The sequence below is a fragment of the Cohnella cholangitidis genome (assembly GCF_014107495.1).
GTDB classification, from domain to species: Bacteria; Bacillota; Bacilli; order Paenibacillales; family Paenibacillaceae; genus Cohnella; species Cohnella cholangitidis.
The window spans coordinates 4,135,824-4,155,285 of the sequence record NZ_CP041969.1; the positions used below are offsets into that span (position 1 = coordinate 4,135,824).

Annotated in this window: 20 protein-coding genes; 15 read left to right on the forward strand and 5 right to left on the reverse strand. The window is 53.6% G+C overall.

Translation table 11 applies throughout. The annotated features are described in order from the left end of the window. Positions 1-69: 69 nt before the first annotated feature. The 3 genes from FPL14_RS19115 to FPL14_RS19125 all read left to right on the forward strand — a co-directional run bounded on the left by FPL14_RS19115 (position 70) and on the right by FPL14_RS19125 (position 3,991). The gene (locus tag FPL14_RS19115) at positions 70-618 is read left to right on the forward strand and encodes a glycerol-3-phosphate responsive antiterminator (protein WP_407644676.1); all 549 of its coding nucleotides are present in this window, start codon (positions 70-72) and stop codon (positions 616-618) included. Positions 619-678: 60 nt separating this feature from the next. Continuing rightward, positions 679-2,169: a glycerol kinase GlpK gene (glpK, locus tag FPL14_RS19120; RefSeq protein ID WP_182299273.1), complete on the forward strand. Its 1,491-nt coding sequence runs from the start codon at positions 679-681 to the stop codon at positions 2,167-2,169. Positions 2,170-2,311: 142 nt separating this feature from the next. Next, entirely contained in the window at positions 2,312-3,991 is a 1,680-nt protein-coding gene (locus FPL14_RS19125; RefSeq protein ID WP_182299274.1) for a glycerol-3-phosphate dehydrogenase/oxidase, read from the forward strand. A 14-nt stretch (positions 3,992-4,005) separates the two neighbouring features. Here the strand turns inward: FPL14_RS19125 and FPL14_RS19130 are convergent, their stop codons facing one another. After that, entirely contained in the window at positions 4,006-4,956 is a 951-nt protein-coding gene (locus FPL14_RS19130) for an AraC family transcriptional regulator (protein ID WP_182299275.1), read from the reverse strand. A 198-nt stretch (positions 4,957-5,154) separates the two neighbouring features. Here FPL14_RS19130 and FPL14_RS19135 point away from each other — a divergent pair, with 198 nt between their 5' ends. The 3 genes from FPL14_RS19135 (at position 5,155) to FPL14_RS19145 (ending at position 7,638) form a co-directional block, all read left to right on the forward strand. After that, positions 5,155-5,889, forward strand: coding sequence for a ThuA domain-containing protein (locus FPL14_RS19135; protein ID WP_182299276.1), 735 nt, complete (start codon positions 5,155-5,157; stop codon positions 5,887-5,889). Further along, positions 5,886-6,923, forward strand: a complete 1,038-nt coding sequence (locus FPL14_RS19140; RefSeq protein WP_182299277.1) for a Gfo/Idh/MocA family protein — start codon at positions 5,886-5,888, stop codon at positions 6,921-6,923. The genes FPL14_RS19135 and FPL14_RS19140 overlap by 4 nt, the downstream gene beginning before the upstream one ends. 157 nt (positions 6,924-7,080) lie before the next feature. Then, positions 7,081-7,638, forward strand: coding sequence for an NUDIX hydrolase (locus FPL14_RS19145; protein ID WP_182299278.1), 558 nt, complete (start codon positions 7,081-7,083; stop codon positions 7,636-7,638). A 49-nt stretch (positions 7,639-7,687) separates the two neighbouring features. Here the strand turns inward: FPL14_RS19145 and FPL14_RS19150 are convergent, their stop codons facing one another. Then, positions 7,688-9,922: a DUF5050 domain-containing protein gene (locus FPL14_RS19150; protein ID WP_182299279.1), complete on the reverse strand. Its 2,235-nt coding sequence runs from the start codon at positions 9,920-9,922 to the stop codon at positions 7,688-7,690. Between the two features lie 155 nt (positions 9,923-10,077). After that, the gene (locus FPL14_RS19155; protein WP_182299280.1) at positions 10,078-10,845 is read right to left on the reverse strand and encodes a TIM barrel protein; all 768 of its coding nucleotides are present in this window, start codon (positions 10,843-10,845) and stop codon (positions 10,078-10,080) included. 179 nt (positions 10,846-11,024) lie between these two features. Between FPL14_RS19155 and FPL14_RS19160 the strand changes: the two genes are divergently transcribed. Continuing rightward, positions 11,025-11,660: a ThuA domain-containing protein gene (locus tag FPL14_RS19160; RefSeq protein ID WP_182299281.1), complete on the forward strand. Its 636-nt coding sequence runs from the start codon at positions 11,025-11,027 to the stop codon at positions 11,658-11,660. A 120-nt stretch (positions 11,661-11,780) separates the two neighbouring features. Further along, the gene (locus tag FPL14_RS19165; protein WP_182299282.1) at positions 11,781-12,065 is read left to right on the forward strand and encodes a hypothetical protein; all 285 of its coding nucleotides are present in this window, start codon (positions 11,781-11,783) and stop codon (positions 12,063-12,065) included. Positions 12,066-12,092: 27 nt separating this feature from the next. Here the strand turns inward: FPL14_RS19165 and FPL14_RS19170 are convergent, their stop codons facing one another. Beyond that, the gene (locus tag FPL14_RS19170) at positions 12,093-12,845 is read right to left on the reverse strand and encodes an RNA polymerase sigma factor (protein ID WP_182299283.1); all 753 of its coding nucleotides are present in this window, start codon (positions 12,843-12,845) and stop codon (positions 12,093-12,095) included. Positions 12,846-13,078: 233 nt separating this feature from the next. Between FPL14_RS19170 and clpP the strand changes: the two genes are divergently transcribed. From clpP to FPL14_RS19200, 6 genes are all read left to right on the forward strand, one after another. Further along, the gene (gene clpP / locus FPL14_RS19175) at positions 13,079-13,681 is read left to right on the forward strand and encodes an ATP-dependent Clp endopeptidase proteolytic subunit ClpP (RefSeq protein ID WP_182299284.1); all 603 of its coding nucleotides are present in this window, start codon (positions 13,079-13,081) and stop codon (positions 13,679-13,681) included. 73 nt (positions 13,682-13,754) lie between these two features. Continuing rightward, on the forward strand, positions 13,755-14,162 hold the full coding sequence (locus tag FPL14_RS19180) for a hypothetical protein (RefSeq protein ID WP_182299285.1): 408 nt from the start codon (positions 13,755-13,757) through the stop codon (positions 14,160-14,162). A gap of 500 nt (positions 14,163-14,662) precedes the next feature. Next, the gene (locus FPL14_RS19185) at positions 14,663-15,661 is read left to right on the forward strand and encodes an ABC transporter permease (RefSeq protein WP_182299286.1); all 999 of its coding nucleotides are present in this window, start codon (positions 14,663-14,665) and stop codon (positions 15,659-15,661) included. After that, positions 15,655-16,461, forward strand: coding sequence for an ABC transporter ATP-binding protein (locus FPL14_RS19190; protein ID WP_182299287.1), 807 nt, complete (start codon positions 15,655-15,657; stop codon positions 16,459-16,461). Before FPL14_RS19185 ends, FPL14_RS19190 begins: the two co-directional genes overlap by 7 nt. A gap of 18 nt (positions 16,462-16,479) precedes the next feature. After that, positions 16,480-16,896: a FixH family protein gene (locus tag FPL14_RS19195; protein ID WP_182299288.1), complete on the forward strand. Its 417-nt coding sequence runs from the start codon at positions 16,480-16,482 to the stop codon at positions 16,894-16,896. A 37-nt stretch (positions 16,897-16,933) separates the two neighbouring features. Beyond that, positions 16,934-17,272, forward strand: a complete 339-nt coding sequence (locus FPL14_RS19200) for a hypothetical protein (protein ID WP_182299289.1) — start codon at positions 16,934-16,936, stop codon at positions 17,270-17,272. Here the strand turns inward: FPL14_RS19200 and FPL14_RS19205 are convergent. After that, positions 17,237-17,821, reverse strand: coding sequence for a TlpA family protein disulfide reductase (locus FPL14_RS19205; protein WP_182299290.1), 585 nt, complete (start codon positions 17,819-17,821; stop codon positions 17,237-17,239). The two genes, FPL14_RS19200 and FPL14_RS19205, sit on opposite strands and share 36 nt — an antisense overlap. A 280-nt stretch (positions 17,822-18,101) precedes the next feature. Here FPL14_RS19205 and FPL14_RS19210 point away from each other — a divergent pair, with 280 nt between their 5' ends. Then, positions 18,102-19,442 (forward strand): O-acetylhomoserine aminocarboxypropyltransferase/cysteine synthase family protein, encoded by a 1,341-nt coding sequence (locus FPL14_RS19210; protein WP_182299291.1) that lies wholly within the window; start codon positions 18,102-18,104, stop codon positions 19,440-19,442. Positions 19,443-19,462 lie beyond the last annotated feature (20 nt).

Consider the following 19,462-nt stretch of genomic DNA (forward strand, 5'->3'; position numbering starts at 1 on the left):
TGTCCGAATAGGAGGGGCATTTGTGATGCGGGTCTTTTTCGTAATACATTTAAGCATTGCGGAGGTTGTATCTTGATCATAAACCATAACGTATGGCCAGCCGTGAAGACGGCCAGGGAATTAGAATCCGCGCTGTCGACTCCGTATCCGTATTTGGTGTTGCTGGGCGGACATCTAGGCCAATTAAGAGCTTTGGTCGAGCTGGCGGAACGACACGGCAAAAAAGTGCTGCTGCACGCGGATCTGATAGACGGGTTGAAGAACGACGAATACGCGGCCGAGTATCTTTGCCAGCATGTCAGGCCTTCGGGCTTGATTTCTACTCGCGCCAGCGTCGTTCAGAAGACGAAGCAAAACAAACTTATCGCGATTCAAAGGTTGTTCCTGATCGATACGGGAGCGCTTGAGAAAAGCTATGCGCTATTGGAGAAGACGAAGCCGGACTACATCGAAGTGTTGCCCGGCGTCATCCCGAGCATGATCCGGGAAGTGATGGACAGGACCGGCATACCCGTCATCGCGGGCGGGCTCATCCGTACGGAAGAGGATGTTCGAATAGCCTTGGAAGCAGGGGCGACGGCGATTACGACTTCAAGGCGGGAATTGTGGAAAGCGTAAACAAACGGGAGAACCAGGCGGAAGAAACCGGACGGTAAAAGGGATTTAGGAGGATACGGGATGAAACGCTATATGCTTGCTTTGGATCAAGGAACGACGAGCACGAGGGCTTTATTGGTAAACGAGCAAGGCTGCATCGACGCGATGGAGCAGCAGGAAATCGGGCTGCAATATCCGCACCCGGGTTGGGTGGAAGGAGATGCGGAACGGATCTGGTTATCGGCGGTCGAGGTTATTCGGGATTTGCTGGCCAAGGCGAATATCGGAGCGGAGAGCATCGTCGGGATCGGCATAACGAATCAGCGAGAGACGGCGGTCGTGTGGGATCGGGCGACAGGGGCACCCGTATATCCTGCGATCGTCTGGCAATCCCGCCAGACGACGGGCATCTGCGAACGGCTGAAACATGAAGGCCACGAACGCCTCATTCAGCGGAAGACGGGCTTGAAGGTCGACGCTTATTTCTCCGGAACGAAGATCGCATGGATATTGGACACGGTAAATGGAGCGCGGGAGCGGGCTGAACGCGGGGAATTGCTCTTCGGTACGATCGATAGCTGGCTCATCTGGAAGCTGACGGGCGGACGCGTTCATGTGACGGATGTCTCGAATGCTTCCCGTACGCTGCTGTTCAATATTTACGAAAGACAATGGGATCAAGAGTTGCTGGACATCCTTAACATTCCGAAGTCGATGCTGCCGGAGGTGCGTTCCTCCTCGGAAGTATACGGGGATACCGATGCCGGATTATTCGGACGCGCGATTCCGATTGCCGGAGCGGCGGGGGATCAGCAAGCGGCATTGTTCGGTCAAGGCTGTTACGATCCCGGCAGCGTCAAGAATACTTACGGAACGGGTTGCTTCATGCTCATGAATACCGGGACGGAGGCCATCCACTCTCCATCCGGCTTGTTGACGACGATTGCTTGGGAAGTAGAAGGCAAGGTCGAATATGCGCTTGAAGGAAGCGTATTCGTTGCGGGTGCTGCGATCCAATGGCTAAGGGACGGCTTGGGCTTCATCGAGAATGCGGCGGACAGCCAGCGTCTTGCGGAAGCGGCGGGTTCTTCGGAAGGCGTATACGTGGTGCCGGCTTTCGTCGGGTTAGGTACTCCTTATTGGAATAGCGATGTACGCGGGGCGGTATTCGGATTGACGAGGGGGTCGTCCAAGGAGCATTTCGTAAGGGCGACGTTGGAATCGCTTGCTTATCAAGCCAAAGACGTGCTGAAGGCGATGGAGCGGGATTCGGGAATTACTTTGTCCGAGCTGGCCGTAGACGGCGGAGCGGTCAGGAACGATTTCCTCATGCAGTTCCAGAGCGATATGCTGGGCGTTCCCGTCGTCAGGCCGGTCGTGAACGAATCGACGGCATTAGGGGCGGCGTACTTGGCGGGATTGGCCGTCGGATATTGGGATAACCGCGAGCAAATCCGTTGCCTTAAACAAGTGGAGCGCGAATTCCAGCCGCGCATGGAAGCCGAGGAAAGACAGCGGCTGTACGCGGGCTGGGGACGCGCGGTAAAAGCGGCCATTGCGTTCGCGGAGTAACGGTGCTATGATTGGCGTAAGTTAATATCGGTTGGAGTTCATGGAGAAACCACGATAATGGTTTCCGGGGCGCACGTAGGATGCCCCCGGAGATGGTTAGCGTGGTTTTTCTATTTTGACCTACGAAAAGGGAGAGATAGATATGGCTATAAACAAAACGACAAGCTTGTCGGCTTCGAAACGACATGAAATATTAGAGGATATGCGCGATCATCAAGTGGATTTGCTCGTCATCGGCGGAGGGATTACCGGCGCCGGCATCGCTCTGGACGCGGCAAGCCGGGGGCTGCGCGTAGCGCTGGTCGAAATGCAGGATTTCGCGGCGGGGACGTCGAGCCGTTCGACGAAGCTCGTGCATGGCGGTTTGCGTTACTTGAAGCAATTCGAGATCGGCGTCGTCGCCGAAGTAGGCAAGGAACGGGCGATCGTATACGAGAACGGTCCGCATGTCACGACGCCGGAATGGATGCTGCTCCCGCTATATGCGGGAGGGACGTTCGGCAAGTTTTCAACGTCGATCGGACTTCGCGTTTATGACTTTCTGGCAGGCGTTAAGAAAAGCGAACGCCGTTCCATGTTAAGCGCCGGCGAGACGCATAAGAGAGAGCCGTTGCTGAAGAAAGAAGGGTTAAAGGGCGGCGGGTATTACGTGGAATATCGTACCGACGATGCGCGATTGACTATCGAAGTAATGAAAAAAGCACGGGAATTCGGCGCGCTCGCGGTTAACTACGCCCGGGTAGACTCGTTGAAATACGACAAGAACGGGCATTTGACGGGGGCAATGGTTCGCGACGTGATCGACGGTAAAAAGTATGCGATTACGGCGACTAAAGTGGTGAACGCAACGGGTCCTTGGGTGGATGAGCTTCGCGACCTCGATGGGTCGAAGTCCGGTAAAACGCTGCGCTTAACGAAGGGAGTCCATCTCGTCTTCGACCAATCCCGGTTTCCGCTTCGGCAAGCCGTGTACTTCGATACGCCGGACGGTCGGATGGTGTTCGCGATTCCTCGCGCGGGCAAGGCGTATTTCGGGACGACGGATACGAATTATCAAGGCGAGATCGATCGCCCTAGGGTGACGAAGGAAGACAGGGCATACTTGCTTAAAGCGGCGAACTTTATGTTTCCGAAGCTTAAACTCGCGGATTCCGACATTGAATCCAGTTGGGCAGGCTTGCGGCCGCTCATCCACCAAGAGGGCAAAGACCCTTCGGAAATTTCGCGGCGAGACGAAATATTCCACGCTCCTTCCGGCTTAATCTCGATCGCGGGCGGTAAGCTGACCGGATACCGGAAAATGGCGGAGTCCATCGTGGACGACGTAGTGAAACGGTTAGCTGAAGAAGGGGCTAAATCCGGCGTGGGAGCTTGTTGCACGAAGGATATGCCGATCTCGGGCGGCGATGTCGGCGGGTCGGACAATTATAGCCGTTTCGTCGCGGGCAAAAAACAAGCGGGGATCATGAAAGGTTTTCCGGCTGCGGATGCCGAAGCGATGGCAAAGTTCTACGGCTCTAACGTTGATTCGTTATTCGCGTTAATGGATGACGAGAGGGAATTGCAATGGGCGGAGCGGAATGGCTTGCCTTTATCGATCGCGGCGGAACTGCGGTATGCGATGGACGAGGAAATGGCGGTTAAGCCGCAGGACTTCCTCGTTCGCCGAAGCGGTTGGATGTTCTTCGACATCGACTCCGTCCGCAAGTGGGGCGACAACGTCATTGCCGCCATGGCGGAACGGGCGGGCTGGTCGGAGGAGCAACGCGGCGAATATTCCGCCGAAGTAACCCGGCTGATCGCGGATGCCGTTGAAGCTTAAGCCGGCCGGCGCCATTAGGCCTCGGCTTCGGCGTTCACGATCGGCACCCGCAGCCGATCTTTGAATTGCTTTGGCGAACAGTCGTTATAGCGGCGGAACATATCGTAGAAGTGGCCGATGTTGGAGATGCCTACCGACTCGGCCACTTCCGCTATGCTCAAGTCGTCGTTGGTGAGCAATTGCTGCTCGGCCTTCTTGATCCGTTTGTAGACGACGAAATCGGTGAACGACATTCCGACCGCTTTCTTGAACGTCTTGATGAAATGCGTATAGCTCATGTTCACGAGACTGCTTATCTCCGATACGGATAATTTCTCGCTCAGGTTCTGTTCGACGTAATCGACGGCGGGCTGGAGCCTGCCGAGCAATCGGTTGTCGTTATAGTTGAGTTTCAATTGGGTATCATAGCGGAGAAGCAGCAATAGGATGTTCTTGATCCGGGCGGAGACGGCGAGCTCGTATCCGATCTGCGTTTCGTTCATTTCCTTGTATATCTCTCGAATCAAGGCGGCGGTTTGGGATCGTGCGTCCCGATTGTCCCGGTAAATATAATTAAGCGAGCTAAGCGGCCGGATGACTTCGGAGAAATGCTGCATGCTGTTCAGCGTGCTCAGATCCCAATATTTGCGCAGATCGATCTGGAATACGATATAGCTCAGGTTGCCGTCCTTCGTATGCATCGTCATATGAGGCTCGGACGATCCGAACAGGGCGACGTCCCCTTTGCGCAGCACGAGTTGTTCCTCTCTGACGAATGCCGTAAGCTCCCCCTTGAGAATAAGGAGCAGCTCTACTTCTTCGTGGTAGTGCCAGTGCCAATCGGAGAATTTCTTTTGCTTCCAATCCTGCTCTTTCCATAGACGAATCGCTTCCGGAGTAAGATCTTCGGAGTCGATCTGCCAGATCCGCATCGCGAGAAAAGGATTCTGGTATACGACTTGCTCATGGCGCATCTCAGGATACATAATCGAGCTCCTTATACATAGGGTTGCGACAGGATCGCGTAACGATATCATAACACATACGTCTTTTTGTACATAGACAATGACAGAATAGCGTAAAAAATGAGTCGAAAACGCAATCGATTGCAAGCGCATCCTCGAATAAAATGAAGAAGAAATCAACATTCAGAAACAACCCTATCAAAGGAGCGTTTTTTAACGATGAGCCAATCTATCAACGTAACCGTATGGAACGAATATCGTCATGAAAAATCAAACGAGAAAGTAGCCGCCGTCTATCCTCAAGGAATGCATGCGGCGATCGCCGAAGGGCTGGACGTGACCGGCAAAATTCAAACGGCAACTCTGGATCAGCGTGAGCACGGCCTCACCGAAGAAGTATTGAACGGAACGGATGTCCTTATCTGGTGGGGGCACATGGCGCATGGAGACGTTAAGGACGAGATCGTCGAGAAAGTGTACCAGCGCGTATTGCAAGGCATGGGGCTGATCGTGCTTCATTCGGGTTCATTTTTCGAAAATTTTCAAAAAGCTGATGGGCAGTCCTGCGATCTGAAGTGGCGCGAGGCGGACGAGAAGGAACGCATCTGGGTCGTTAATCCGGGACATCCGATCGCGGACGGCATTGGCGAATATATCGAGCTTCCGAAGGAAGAAATGTACGGCGAACACTTCGACATTCCGCAACCGGATGAACTGGTAATGGTTAGCTGGTTCGAAGGCGGCGAAGTATTCCGCAGCGGGTGCTGCTATACGCGCGGCATGGGCAAGATTTTCTATTTCCGTCCTGGACACGAGACTTATCCGACCTACTACAATCCGCAAGTCCGCAAAGTCATCTCCAACGCCGTGAGATGGGCCGCGCCGGTTGATCGCGAATATCCGCGTTACGGCAACGCTCAACCTCTCGAGACGATTAAGGAGAAAAACCAATGACGCTAAAAGTAGGGGTTATCGGTACGGGCGGGATATTCAAATGGGCTCATCTGCCGGGTTGGCTATCGTCCAAGGAAGTCGAAATCGTGGCGTTCTGCGATGCCTTCCGCGCTTCCGCGGAAGCAGCGGCCAAAGACTTTCCGGATGCGAAAGTGTATGACGATTACCGCGAGTTGATCGCCGATCCGTCGATCGATATCGTCGGGATCAGCACTCCGAATTTGTACCACTCGGAGATTGCCATCGCCGCTTTGCAGAAAGGGAAACACGTATTCTGCGAGAAGCCGGACGCCGTAAATCCGGTCGAGGCGCAGAAGATGGCCGACGTAGCGCGCGGCTCGGGCAAGCTGCTCATGACGATGCGCAACAACCGCTTCAGCGAGGAAGCTAAATTCGCTAAACGGATTATCGAACAAGGCCAGTTGGGCGACCTTTACATGGGACGTTGCGGTTGGATTCGTCGCCGGGGCATTCCGGGGCGCGGCGGCTGGTTTACGACGAAGGAGCTGTCCGGCGGCGGGCCGTTGATCGATCTTGGCGTGCACATGATCGACATGGCGATGTGGCTGAGCGGCAATCCGAAGCCGGTTACGGTGTCGGGCTCGACTTACCGCAAGTTCGCCGACCGTCCGGACGCCGACGGTAAAATTCCCGCCGGGACGTTCGACGTCGAAGATCTGGCGGCAGGGTTTATCCGCTTCGACAACGGCGCATCGCTGCAGATCGAATTCAGCTGGGCTTCCAACATCGAAGAAGAGAAGAAGTTCTTGGAATGGAGAGGCACGGAGGGCGGGTTCAGCCTCGTCAACGATAAGCTTCGGCTGTTTACCGAGAACTCGGGCGTACTGGTCGACCAACAGCCGATCTTCCCGGAAGCGGCTATCCCGCAGCACACCGCGAACATTCAACATTTCATCGGATGCGTACTCGGCCGGGAGACGCCGATCATTACGCCGGACCATGGCGTAGACATGATCAAGATCCTGTCCGCGATCTACGAATCCGCCGAGCTCGGGCGCGAGATCAGGCTGTAATTTTGGATAGAGAATATAGAGTAGGTATAGAAGCATGCCCGGCAATGGCGTTCCGTTGCTTGCGGCGTGCTTTTTGCCGTATACCGGGATGAGATATAATGAGTTCAGGCAGTAGATTCGCATGTAGGGAACACAACATTCGGAGCAGGTGACAGTAATGGAAGTGAAGTTTTGTTCGTCGTGCGGGGCCGGGATGGAAACGCGCGAGGTGGACGGTACTTTAAGAAGAGCATGCACGAAGTGCAGCTTCGTTCATTGGGGAAACTATAGTATTGGCGTAGGAGCTCTTGTCGTTAAGGAGGACAAGATGTTGCTCGTGCGCAGAGCGCAGGATCCGGGCAAAGGGTACTGGACGAATCCCGGGGGCTATATCGAGCAATTGGAGCCGATAGAAGAGACGATCGTCCGCGAAGTCAGGGAAGAGTGCGGAGTCGAATCCACAATAAAGGGAATCGTCGCGCTTCGGGATCAGCCGAGGAGCATTCACAATTTGTATGTCGCGTTCGAGATGGATTACGTCGGCGGAGAACCGACTCCCGACGGAGTCGAGGTCGATGCCGCTGGCTTCTTCGGTATGGAAGAGATGGAGGCCATGAACGTTGCTCCATTCACGAAGTGGCTCGTCGACGTCGCCCTGCGAGGCAAGTCGGACGGCTTGACCGTCGACGGCAATCCGATCGTTCCTCTTAACGGGTATGGCCTGTTTAGAGCATAGAAACAATTAACGGGAAGCCTCTCGATTCATGAGGGCTTCCCGTTAATGTTTACTTCGGAGGCGCTTGGACTAGCGTTTCCTTCATCGTTTCCAAGTTAAGCTGGTAGTTGCCTACCCACTTCCCGTTCTGGGACTTGTGATAGACGATGGACTTCGCGCTTGCTTTTTGCAACCGATAGCTCGTTTTCGCGGTTCCCTGCCTAATGATTTGCTGGTTGGATCCGTCCAGATTCATCTGGAAGATCTTATCACCTTTATTATTCTGGAAGATGATCCGGTCGCCGTTGAAATACAAGTCGCTGCTCTGCCCTTCGCTGCTTAACAGCTTCTTGTCGGTGCCGTCCGGGTTAACGGAATAAATCTTATATCCGTATTGGCCGTTGACGGGCTTCTGACCCATATCGCCGTAATACACTTTGCCCCGGTAGACGTCGAAGCTTGCCGCAACGGCAATGTCTTTCTCCGCGCTTCCGTCCTTTTTGACCGAGTGGATCGTTACCTTTTTCGCTTCGGCGGCATCGTTATAATTCATCGAGCTTGGAACCCTGGTGTATACGAGATAATCGCCCGCCAGTTGCAATCGGTCCGCCTTGTTCAATCTCCCCTGGCCGGGGATCGTGCTGAGCTTTTCCAATTCGCTGCCATCGTATTTGTAACGGATAGGGTAACCTTTGTTCCCGAATCCGCTAGGGATCGTGTACCACGAATAAACGTAGGTGCCGTCAAAGTCGGTCATTCCGAAGCTAGCCGTTTGGCCTGCATACTTGGCAAGCATATGCGAGGTTTCGGAGAACTGCAGTTTGCGATAAATATCGTCGGCGAAACGTACGAATTCTCCGTATGGATTGTTTCCGTCGAGCTGAAGTTTCTTCAAATAAGAATTCTCGAGATAGTAGAGGATACCGTCCTTGTTCAGCAGAAATTGAAAGTTTCCGTCCAAGACGATTTCCCTGGCTTTCCCGGCTTGCTCTCGGACCAGATATTTGCGGGTGTACGAGATCCCGTTCTCGCCGAATCGGAAATCGGCCGCGGATTCCAGCGTGTACACCGTTTTATAGGTCCATTCCCCTTCGCGGAACAACGTTTTGTAACCTACCTCTTTGCCGGAAAGCTTCTTCCCGCTTGCAGAGGAAGCTTCCCCTGGCTTATCGACCGGAAGTTTGTCGTCCCATACTAATAATTCCGCCCGGAGTTTCCCGTCCAAGCTGCCCATGAACAGCGTGTTGCCGTTGTCGAGGGGGATGGAAACCAAACTGCCGTACTGATAATTCATGGCCGGGCCCGGAGACCATTGATCGGTGGAGGGATCGTAAACTTCCGTAGCGTTGATCCATTTATGATCCGATCCTTTGCCTCCTGCGACGAGCACTTTTCCGTTAGGTAAACTTGCCGCGGCGGAGAAATATCTTGCCGTCTTCATCGGGCTGATCGATTGCCAATAGTTGTTGTCCACTTGGAAAATAAATGCCTTACTGGTAGGGTGTATGGTTGTATTTCCGCCATCAGAACCCCCGGCATGAAGGAAGTTTCCGTCGTTCATGGCGACAACGCTAGGATAGGATATCGGAGAAGGCATCATGCTCGTAGTAGAGAATTGATCGTTCTTTGCCCGATACAATTGGCCGTGCGAGAAGAACTCCCCGGCTTTGCTGCCGGTGTTCAGGACATCGCCTTGCTTGTTGACGGTTAGCGTACTGCCTACATAAGCCAATGCGGCCGGCTCCGTCCATTCTTCTGTCGAAGGGTCGTACAAATAAACGAAATTTTCATTAATCGCGTTGACGTTGAAATAACCGATGACAAGGATTTTGCCGTTTGGCAGCGATGCCGCGTCCATGTTAACGTAACCGGCCATGGCCCCGGGCAATTCGGCTGCCGGCGTGGCCTTCTGGGTGCGAAGATCGAATATGACGTTCTGTTTGTAGGTAATGCCGTTTGCATCCAGACCGCCGATCAACATCACTTTGTCGTCGTTTATTTTCGCAATGGCGGACGCTTTCGCGATCCCTGAAATTTTCATCGTCGTCCAACGGTTGTTATTGGCGTCATAAGTGAATAAGTTTTGGGCGGACAGAAACAATACGCGATTTCCCGATAAAGGAATCGGATCGTAAAGAGCGGACAACGCGGAAGGCAAGTTGCTTAGGGCTTGGAATGATCCGTTTGACGAAGGGTTCGTCGCCGCATCGGTACGGGGAGTTAGGATCGCGGAGAACACCGATAGGATGAGCAAGATTCGCAGAGTCAAGGCGAGAGGGGGGTAACGATGCTTCATAGTTGTCATTGGATCCTCCGGTTAAAATATGTATTTTCCCTATTATTATATCGAAATCCATATGTTTCCCCAGATCAAGCAGTGGCGTTATTTACTTATTTTACCGTTAAAAAAACGCCGATTGCTCTCAAATGACAAGAGAGATCGGCGTTTCAGAACTAATCTTAGATTACTTTCGACAGGATTTCGTCTTTGAACTGTCGGACCGCTAAGTCCGTATCGATCGTAAAGCCGCATTCCAAGCCGACGAAACCGGCAAATCCGCTGTCTCTGATCGAGCGTAAAATGTTGACGTAGTTAAGCTCGCCGGTGCCCGGTTGCTTGCGCCCGGGGTTGTCCGCGATGTGGTAGTGGTTGATCCGGTCTTTGTACCCGACCGCGTTGCGGATCACGTTGCCTTCGGTAATCTGTTGATGATAGACGTCGAAGACGAGCTTGACGTTCGGGCTGTCGACTTGGTCGATCACGTCGACGGATTCGTCCGATCGTTGCAAGAAATGCCCATGATGGTCGACGAGTCCGTTCAACGGTTCGAGCTCCAGCACGATGCCGGCTTCTTCGAAGAGAGGCGCGCAACGCTTTAACGTCTCTACCATCGCCTGGCGTTGCGTATCCCGAGGGATTCCTTCGAGTACGTTTCCCGTCTGGGAGATGACGGAGCGGACGTTCAATATTTTACACGCTTCGATCGTTTGGCGAACGCCTTCTATGTAAGCGTCTCTCAGCGATTCGTCGACGAGGCTGATGAACTTGGTGCAGGTCGCGCTAATGCCGACGCCGATTCGTTCTTGCTCTCTTGCCGTATTTTTCAGATCGGGCAGTTCCCACCAAGCATAGTATTCGAGTCCGTGGAAACCGTGTTCTTTGACTTTCTCTAGATGATAGACCTCGTCCTTGCCCGGGTAAGCGCCTATGCATAAGGAATATTTCAAGTTGTTCGAACTCCTCTCGGATGTAGATAAGGGTAGGTTGACCGCGTTGCCAAACGAATTCGTTCATCGAGGCCTTGCTCATTCATTATACCTCTTATCCTATTCGAATAACGAGAGGATTCGGCCGGAGCGAGGTGGTACAATGATAGAGCAAGCAATACGGAAGGAGACAAGAAGCCATGACGACTATTCAAGCGCTAGCCTTAGGAAACTACTCGGATGCCATCTATCATCCTTTCGAAGGCGTCGACAAGGAGATCGAGCAAATTTTTCAAGGTAAAATAGACGTCCGGAGCACGGGCGATTACGGAATGTTGAATGAAGAATATTTAGCGCCTTACCGGCTGTTCATCTCCTACACGGAATTTCTCGAAGAGAAGCTGTCTCCCGCCCGCACGGCAGCGCTGCTCTCGTTCGTTGCGCGCGGCGGCGGACTGCTGGCGATCCACAACGGCATCTCGTTGCAAAGAAATCAAGAACTCGCGGCGATGATCGGCGGGAAGTTCATGAGCCATCCCGAATTTACTTCGTTGCCGATCCGAATTCGCGAGCCTCATCATCGGATCATGGATCGGGTCGAACCGTTCGTCGTCGACGATGAGCCTTACCGGTTCGAGTTCGACCCGTTTATTCGGAAGACGATCCTTGCCGAATACGAGCATGACGGGGAAATGTGGCCCGCGGCGTGGACGCATGAATTCGGGCTGGGGAGAGTCGTCTATTTAATGCCGGGGCATCAATTGTCCGCGTTTAAGGTCGAAGGTTACCGGAAGCTCATTCTGAACGCGGGGTTGTGGGCGGCTAAAGCGATATAAACTCATGACCGAAATGACTAGTAACATATGGCTCCGGTCACTAACGGGAAAACTCTTCTTCGTATACACTGTTGATGAAATCGAAATGGTGAACGCGTAGACGAAGAGGAGAGGTTTGGATTGAATAAAAAGACCAATGTTCAGGAGAACGGCTTGAAGGATTTCATTGCCGGCGCGGCTATCTTAATCCTAGCCGGAATTTGGCTGGCTTTCGTAATCTGGAGCGCGGATAAAGCGCCTGTGCCGGCTCATTCCGAATTGCCAAACAGCATTAACGCATCGGAGATCACCGAGGATAACGGCGGAGCCGCCGTAGCGCGACGGATTATCGTGTATTCGACCGGAGTTGCCGAAGAAGAGGGAGACGCCGCGGCGGGCGGTACCGATCTCTCTTCGGCAGGTTGAAGTAGTATAGGCCAAGCCGTCAAGCCGTCAAGCCGTCATCATCATGCGAACCTGTTGGTAAGAGCGGAACTCGATCGCGGATGGGAATGGGGATGGCGCGGCAATGCGGTTCCCGCCCATAATTCTTGTCTGCAAAATTCCGATAGCCGCGGCCGGTTCGGCGATATCGCGCATGGCGAGCTCGACGATCGCCGGAATGTCGCCCAACCGATAGGCCGAAGCAAGCGATCGGAGATAATCTTTTAAATGCTCTTCGGACGGATGCGGAAGAGTCTCGTTTGCTAGATCGGCGCGAACGGCGCCTAAAGACTTTCTTGCGCGATGAAGCGCTGCTTTGACCGCGCCCTCCGTTGTTTGGAGCAGTTGGGCCGTTTCGGCAATGGAATACTCGAATACGTTCCTTAACAAGAAGACGGTTCTTTGCAACGGCGGTAAATGCCTCGTCAATGCATGGAACGCGATCTCTATTTCAATTAGGCCATTCTCGGGCGTGGCCACCATCGTTCGCTCCTTATTTAATATGCGGGCAAGCACGGTTTTCCTCCTTGCTTGGTCGATCCACGTATTTTTTGCGATCCTCAGCAACAAAGCCTCCGGATTTCGATGTCCCGTTTGTTTGGACGCTTCAAGCGCCTTAACCCAAGTATCCTGGGCTAGATCTTCCGCATCCCAAGGAGATCCGGTAAGGGAAAGACAGTATCGATTCAACGTAGCGCGCAATTGCTCATCGTCGTTTGCAGGCGCTTGCGCGGCAATCGTGCCGAGACCAATCAAGTTCATTCCGCATTTCTCCTTCTTGCCTATTGGCGTTCAGGTTCAAGTTCAGGTTACGGCGTAGCCGTAGATCTTTGCTTTAGTAAACGAACGAAGTGTAGAAAAAGATACGCGAATCCTAAAATTCGTTAGCGACTTTTTATTTTTCTCCATTATAGCTTAACCTCCGTATCCTTCGCAGTCCTACGTTCGTTTACTTGTGGCAAGCGAACATCAATCAGGGAAGCGGAGGTACGCAAATGACAAGTTACGTTCCATACGTGGTCGAGCAGACGAATCGCGGCGAGAGGTCCTATGATATTTACTCGCGGTTGCTGAAGGACCGAATCGTGTTTCTGGGGGCGGCGATCGACGATCAAATCGCGAACAGCATCATCGCGCAATTGCTGTTCTTGGCGGCCGAAGATCCGGAGAAGGAAATTAGCCTGTATATCAATTCTCCGGGAGGATCGACTTCGGCGGGGTTCGCCATCTACGATACGATGCAGTTCATTAAACCTCAGGTGCATACGATATGCATGGGAATGGCCGCTTCATTCGGAGCGATCCTGCTGCTCGCCGGAGCTAAGGGCAAACGTTTCGCCTTGCCGAATAGCGAGATCATGATTCACCAACCGCATGGCGGCGCGCAAGGGCAGGCAAGCGACATCGCGATCAGCGCCAAGCGAATTCTGCAAACCCGCGATAAATTGAACCGAATCGCCTCCGATCGAACGGGCCAACCTCTGGAAAGGGTGGAGAAAGACATGGATCGCGATTATTTTATGACCGCGCAAGAGGCACTTGAATACGGGATCATCGATCAGGTCATTTCTTCGCCGGATCAGGCGTTGACCCCGTAAGAGAGCCGGTGGAATGAAGGCCGTCGAGATTTCGGCGGCCTTTTGCTTTTGCGCTCGTTGCGGATTTTCCCATATGCGTCGAAGCGGCGGCTGGAATAACGGCGCGGGGTGCCGCTATTATGGGGGGGTGTTGAGCGGTAGAGGAATAACGGCATGGGGTGCCGCTATTCGGGAAGAGTTGCTGCTGGGACGGCGAATAACGGCACGGGGTGCCGTTATTAAGGGGGAAATGTTGAGCGGTAGAGGAATAACGGCATGGGGTGCCGCTATTCGGGAAGAGTTGCTGCTGGGACAGCGAATAACGGCACGGGGTGCCGTTATTAAGGGGGAAATGTTGAGCGGTAGAGGAATAACGGCATGGGGTGCCGCTATTCGGGAAGAGTTGCTGCTGGGACAGCGAATAACGGCACGGCGTGCCGTTATTAAGGGGAGATTGCTGCCTGGGCAGGAAATAACGGCACGGTATGCCGCTAATTTATAGCTTCGCACCGACACCCGCACCAACTCCCGCATCGACACCCGCACCGACACCCGCACCGACTCCCGCATCGACTCCCGCACCGACACCCGCACCGACACCCGCACCAACTCCCGCACCGACACCCGCACCGACACCCGCACCGACACCCGCACCGACACCCGCACCGACACCCGCACCGACACCCGCACCGACACCCGCACCAACCCGACCGTCAACCGGACCGCCAACCCGGCCACCAACGCTAAATCGAATGAGACGCCGAAACGGGAATCGTGCTCATCGGCGCCAGTCATCTGATTCATGTTAGCCGATTATGGTTTATAGAAGCTTCATCCAGTTCCAGTTGTTGACAGTCCCTCGTTTCCGTGATAGAGTTTATTCCATAATACCGACTAATTAGATCGGAATAATAAATAAGTCTACCGGAATTCCGGCGACCCCTACTCCCGCTAGCGGAGAGGGGTTTCTTTATTTTCGGGAAGACGAGGAGGCTAACCGACTTGGAGATTGCTGAACAGATTGGCATTCAAGCCAGTATCAAAGAAAAAATTCCTTTACGCGGAGCGGTCAAGATCACGCTTCCCGTCGTGGCGCTCGTGATCTCGTTGCTGCTGCATTTGCTGGTTCCGAGCGTTCAGCCGGTTCTATCGGAGCGGGCTTACACGATCGTTCTGGCTGCGCTTCTTGCCGTTTTCGCCGCTTGGACGCTAACGGCGCTGTACCGCAAATCAACGTACCGAACGCTTCATTATTTCTCCAGCATCCTAACGTTAGTTTTCTTGCTGCTCGCGGGCTGGGAGCTTCTGACGTTGAAGTCCGCCACGTTGCCGTTACCCTATTTTCCTTCGCAGGTCAAAATATTGGATGCGTTGATCAGCGACAGGCACAAGCTGCTCATCTGCATTCTGTACTCTTTGCGCCTATTGGTTATCGGTTATTTGATCGGAGCCTTCTTCGGTCTCGTGACCGGAATTCTGATGGGGTGGTACAAACACTTTCAATACTGGATTAATCCTTTCCTCCGATTTATAGGGCCGATTCCGGCAACCGCTTGGATTCCCGTCGTGTTAATCGTGTTTCCTAGCAGTTTCACCGCAAGTATTTTCCTCATCGCGCTCGGGACTTGGTTTCCCGTCACGGTCATGACCTGGTCGGGCATTGCCGGGGTGAACAAATCCTTCTTCGAGGTAGCGCGCACGCTGGGCGCTAATGAACGGTATTTAGTGCTGAAGGTGGCATTGCCGGCTGCTTTTCCGCTTGTGTTCATCGGGTTGTTCATGGGACTCGGCACCTCTTTCGTGACGCTTATCGTGGCCGAGATGATAGGGGTCAAAGCCGGGCTTGGGTTTTACATTACATGGGCGCAAGGTTGGGCCGAGTATTACAAGGTTTATGCGGCATTGTTCATTATGGCGGTATTATTCTCTACGATCATTACGGTACTGTTCAAAATCCGCGATCGCGTATTGATCTGGCAGAAAGGGTTGATCAAATGGTAGCGGCTTCGGTTAAAGAGGGAGGGCGCATCTCCGTTAGCGGAGTGTCCCGCGTGTTCGAGGATCAAGGCAAAGGAGGGCAACCCGTCGTTGCTCTCGGCAAGGTGGAATTGGATATCGCTCCGGGAGAATTCATTTCCTTGATCGGTCCGAGCGGATGCGGGAAGTCAACGCTTCTCCGGTTGATCGCCGGCATAGATTCGCCTACCTCGGGAGAGCTCAGATTGGACGGAGAGCCCATTCAAGACGCCCATCCGAGCAGAGGACTGGTGTTCCAAGACCCGACGCTTTTCCCGTGGAAAAATATTTGGAACAACGTAGCTACCGGACCGGAAGCTCGCGGAGTATTGAAGGAGCAGAAGGAAGAGGTCGACAAATTCATCGAGCTGGTCGGTCTCAAAGGGTTCGAGAAAGCTTACCCTCACCAATTGTCCGGAGGGATGGCGCAAAGGGCCGCATTGGCGCGAGCGCTGGTGAATCATCCGAAAGTGCTGCTGCTGGACGAACCTCTCGGGGCTTTGGACGCTTTTACGAGGATGAACCTGCAAGAGGAGATTCTCCGGATCTGGCGGGAGAGGGGAACGACGATGGTATTCGTTACCCATGATATCGACGAAGCGGTGTATTTGAGCGACCGGGTCGTCGTCATGACGCCTCGGCCCGCGCAGATCAAAGAAGTGATCAAAATCGATTTGCCAAGGCAGCGAATTCGCAATAGTGCCGCGTTTTTCGAGTACCGTTCGCGAATATTGGAGACTTTGCAGCTCGTGCCTGAGATCGAGCAACCGGAATACATCGTGTGAGGAAAGAAGGATGGAGCAATGATGAGATCGAACAAGCGGATTCGACTGGCGGCCGTTGCGGTTCTTTTGCTGACTTTTCTGGCCATGGCCGGCTGTTCGGGCGGGGGAAGCAGCGTCTCCGCGGCCGGCGGTCCGGAGGGGACGTTGGATATTCGGTTTACGACGGCGCCGGCCAAGCTAAGCGCTACCGGAAGTTCCTCGCTCAATCTTGAGATCAAGGAAAAGTCCAAGCCCGTCGTCGGGGCGTCGGTCATTTTCGAGATTTGGCCTAAAGGCCAAGACCAGCATGCGCAATTAAACGCGAAAAGCGTAGACGACGGCTTGTACTACATCAAAGGAGAGTTCTCGCAGGTCGGGGATTACTATTTGCTCGCCCATGTCACGACGGCGGAAGGCGTGCACGAGATGAAAACGTTCGAATTCAGCATTCAATAACGTAAAAGGCGATGAGGAGAAAAGAGGAGGAGTTTCGATGAGAAGGTTACGGAGAGCGAGCGTGACGTTGTTGCTGTTAATCGGCTTAACGGCTAGCGTCGCCGTCGCGTCGGCGGATGAACAAGCATTCGTCGCGACTTCATCGGGGGGAACGGAGTTGCCGTCGTGCCATTATGTGGACGCGGACGACGGCAAACCGATCAAGATTGTCGCAACGTCTGCCGCCGCTTCGGTATCGGCGCCGGTTGAACAATCTTCGGGCGGCGAGTCCGCATCGAGCGTATGGACAGCCGCGATAGTGACGGCCGGCGTTGCCTTTGCGGCGGGAGCATTCGGATTTTTAATTTTCTGGTTCGGCAGGTTCAAGAAGGGCTAAGGAGCGGGATTTCAGGTCGTCCCAAGCAAGCGCTCCGAGCACCCCGTCCGTTATGATTCCATCGCTATCGATGAACATAGTGGACGGAATGGGGCGAATCTCGTACTTGGCCCCGACTTGGCCGTCGGTATCGAAGACGACCGGGAACTTGAAGCCGTAATTTTGCGCGAATTCCCGTGCGGACTGTACGCTATCGGTTGCGGTCAGGTTCACTGCTATGATCTGCAGGCGGTCTCCGTACTGTTTGTCTAGTTTGACGAAGGACGGGGCTTCATCCTTGCACGGACCGCACCACGAAGCCCAAAAGTTGAGGATGACGGGTTTGCCTCTCAACTTCTTGAGATCGTAAATTTTGCCGTCCGTGCCGGTCAACGAGAAGGAGGGGGCGGTGAAGCCGATTTGCGGCTTTTCCGGGATATTCGCAGCCTCGATTAATGCCGCCGAATTCGCGGAAGCGCCCTTGCGGTTGCCATTCAATTGCTGAAGAAGGACTAAACCCGTCAATAAGGCGACCGCGATTAGAATGAGCCAATTTCGCCAATTTTTCATACGAAGCCTTCTTTCTGTATCTATTATTCCTACAATTCCTACCTGTTTTATATAAATTAACTTCAGTTCGTTTGAATTGTCAACCGCAAGAGACAATATAAATAAATATTTGAAAAAAATGTAATTGACATCAGTTCTTCAAAGGGATATTATAATCTTATAAATCCGCCCAGATTACTATGAATTATCGGGCGCGACAAAGTTGACCAGACATCTGGAGACTGAATTCCCTCAAGGGAACTCAGTCTCTTTTTATTATCCAAGATGAGGAGATGAACGCATGGGAGATCAAGGGACGACCTCGAATCCGCACGCCGAAGCCAAGAAATGGAGGTTCGATACGCTGCAGGTGCATGCGGGTCAACAGCCGGATCCGGTAACGGGAGCGCGCGCGGTGCCAATCTATCAGACGACCTCGTTCGTCTTCAAGAACACGGAGCATGCCAGGTCGGTCATTAACTTCGAAGAACCGGGCAATACGTACACCCGGGTCGTCAATCCGACCAACGACGTGCTGGAGCAACGCATTACGGCGTTGGAAGGCGGCGTAGGCGCGCTTGCCGTCGCATCCGGTTCGGCGGCGGTCACGTATTCGATCTTCAATCTGGCAGGAGCCGGCGACGAAATCGTATCGGCCAGCACGTTGTACGGAGGGACTTACAATCTGTTCGACGTAACGCTGCCGAAGCTTGGGATCACGACCCGGTTCGTCAACCCCGACGATCCCGACCATTTTCGCAAAGCGATCAACGGGAAAACGAAAGCGATATTCATCGAGTCTATAGGCAATCCGGGATTGAACATTCTCGATATCGAAGCGATAGCGGATGTTGCCCACGAGAACGGTATCCCTCTTATTGTAGACAATACTTTCGGCACTCCATACTTGATACGTCCGTTCGAGCATGGAGCGGACATCGTGGTCCATTCCGCGACCAAGTACATCGGCGGCCACGGCAATTCGATCGGAGGACTGATCGTCGACGGGGGCAGGTTCGATTGGAGCAACGGTAAGTTTCCCGGCTTCACGGAACCGGACAAAAGCTACAACGGCTTGAAGTACGTGGAGAAGTTCGGCGAGCTTGCTTTCATTACCAAAGTCCGCGTCCAGTATCTCAGAGACATCGGGGCTTCGATCAGCCCATTCAACAGCTTTCTGCTTCTGCAAGGTTTGGAGACGTTATCGCTTAGAGTGGAAAAACACTTGTCCAACACGGCTCGGGTCGTCGAGTACTTAAGCCGGCATCCGGACGTGGCGTGGGTCAACTATCCGACGCTCGAAGGCAATCCGTACAAGGCGTTGGCCGATAAATATTTTCCGAAAGGACCGGGTTCGATTTTCTCGTTCGGCCTGAAGGGAGACGTGGAGACGGCTAACCGTTTCATCGACGAGCTGCAGCTGTTCTCTCATCTGGCGAACGTGGCGGACGCAAAGTCGCTCGTCATACACCCGGGCAGCACGACCCATGCGCAGCTCTCGCCGGAGGAGCAGTTGGCGGCCGGGGTGCGGCCGGATCTCATTCGGCTGTCGATCGGAATCGAGGATGCCCAGGATCTCATCGAAGATCTGGAGCAAGCCATTCGGAAAGCGGTCCGCACGGCGAATGCGGCGCAAGCGTAATCCGCGCCCGGCGAGAGGAG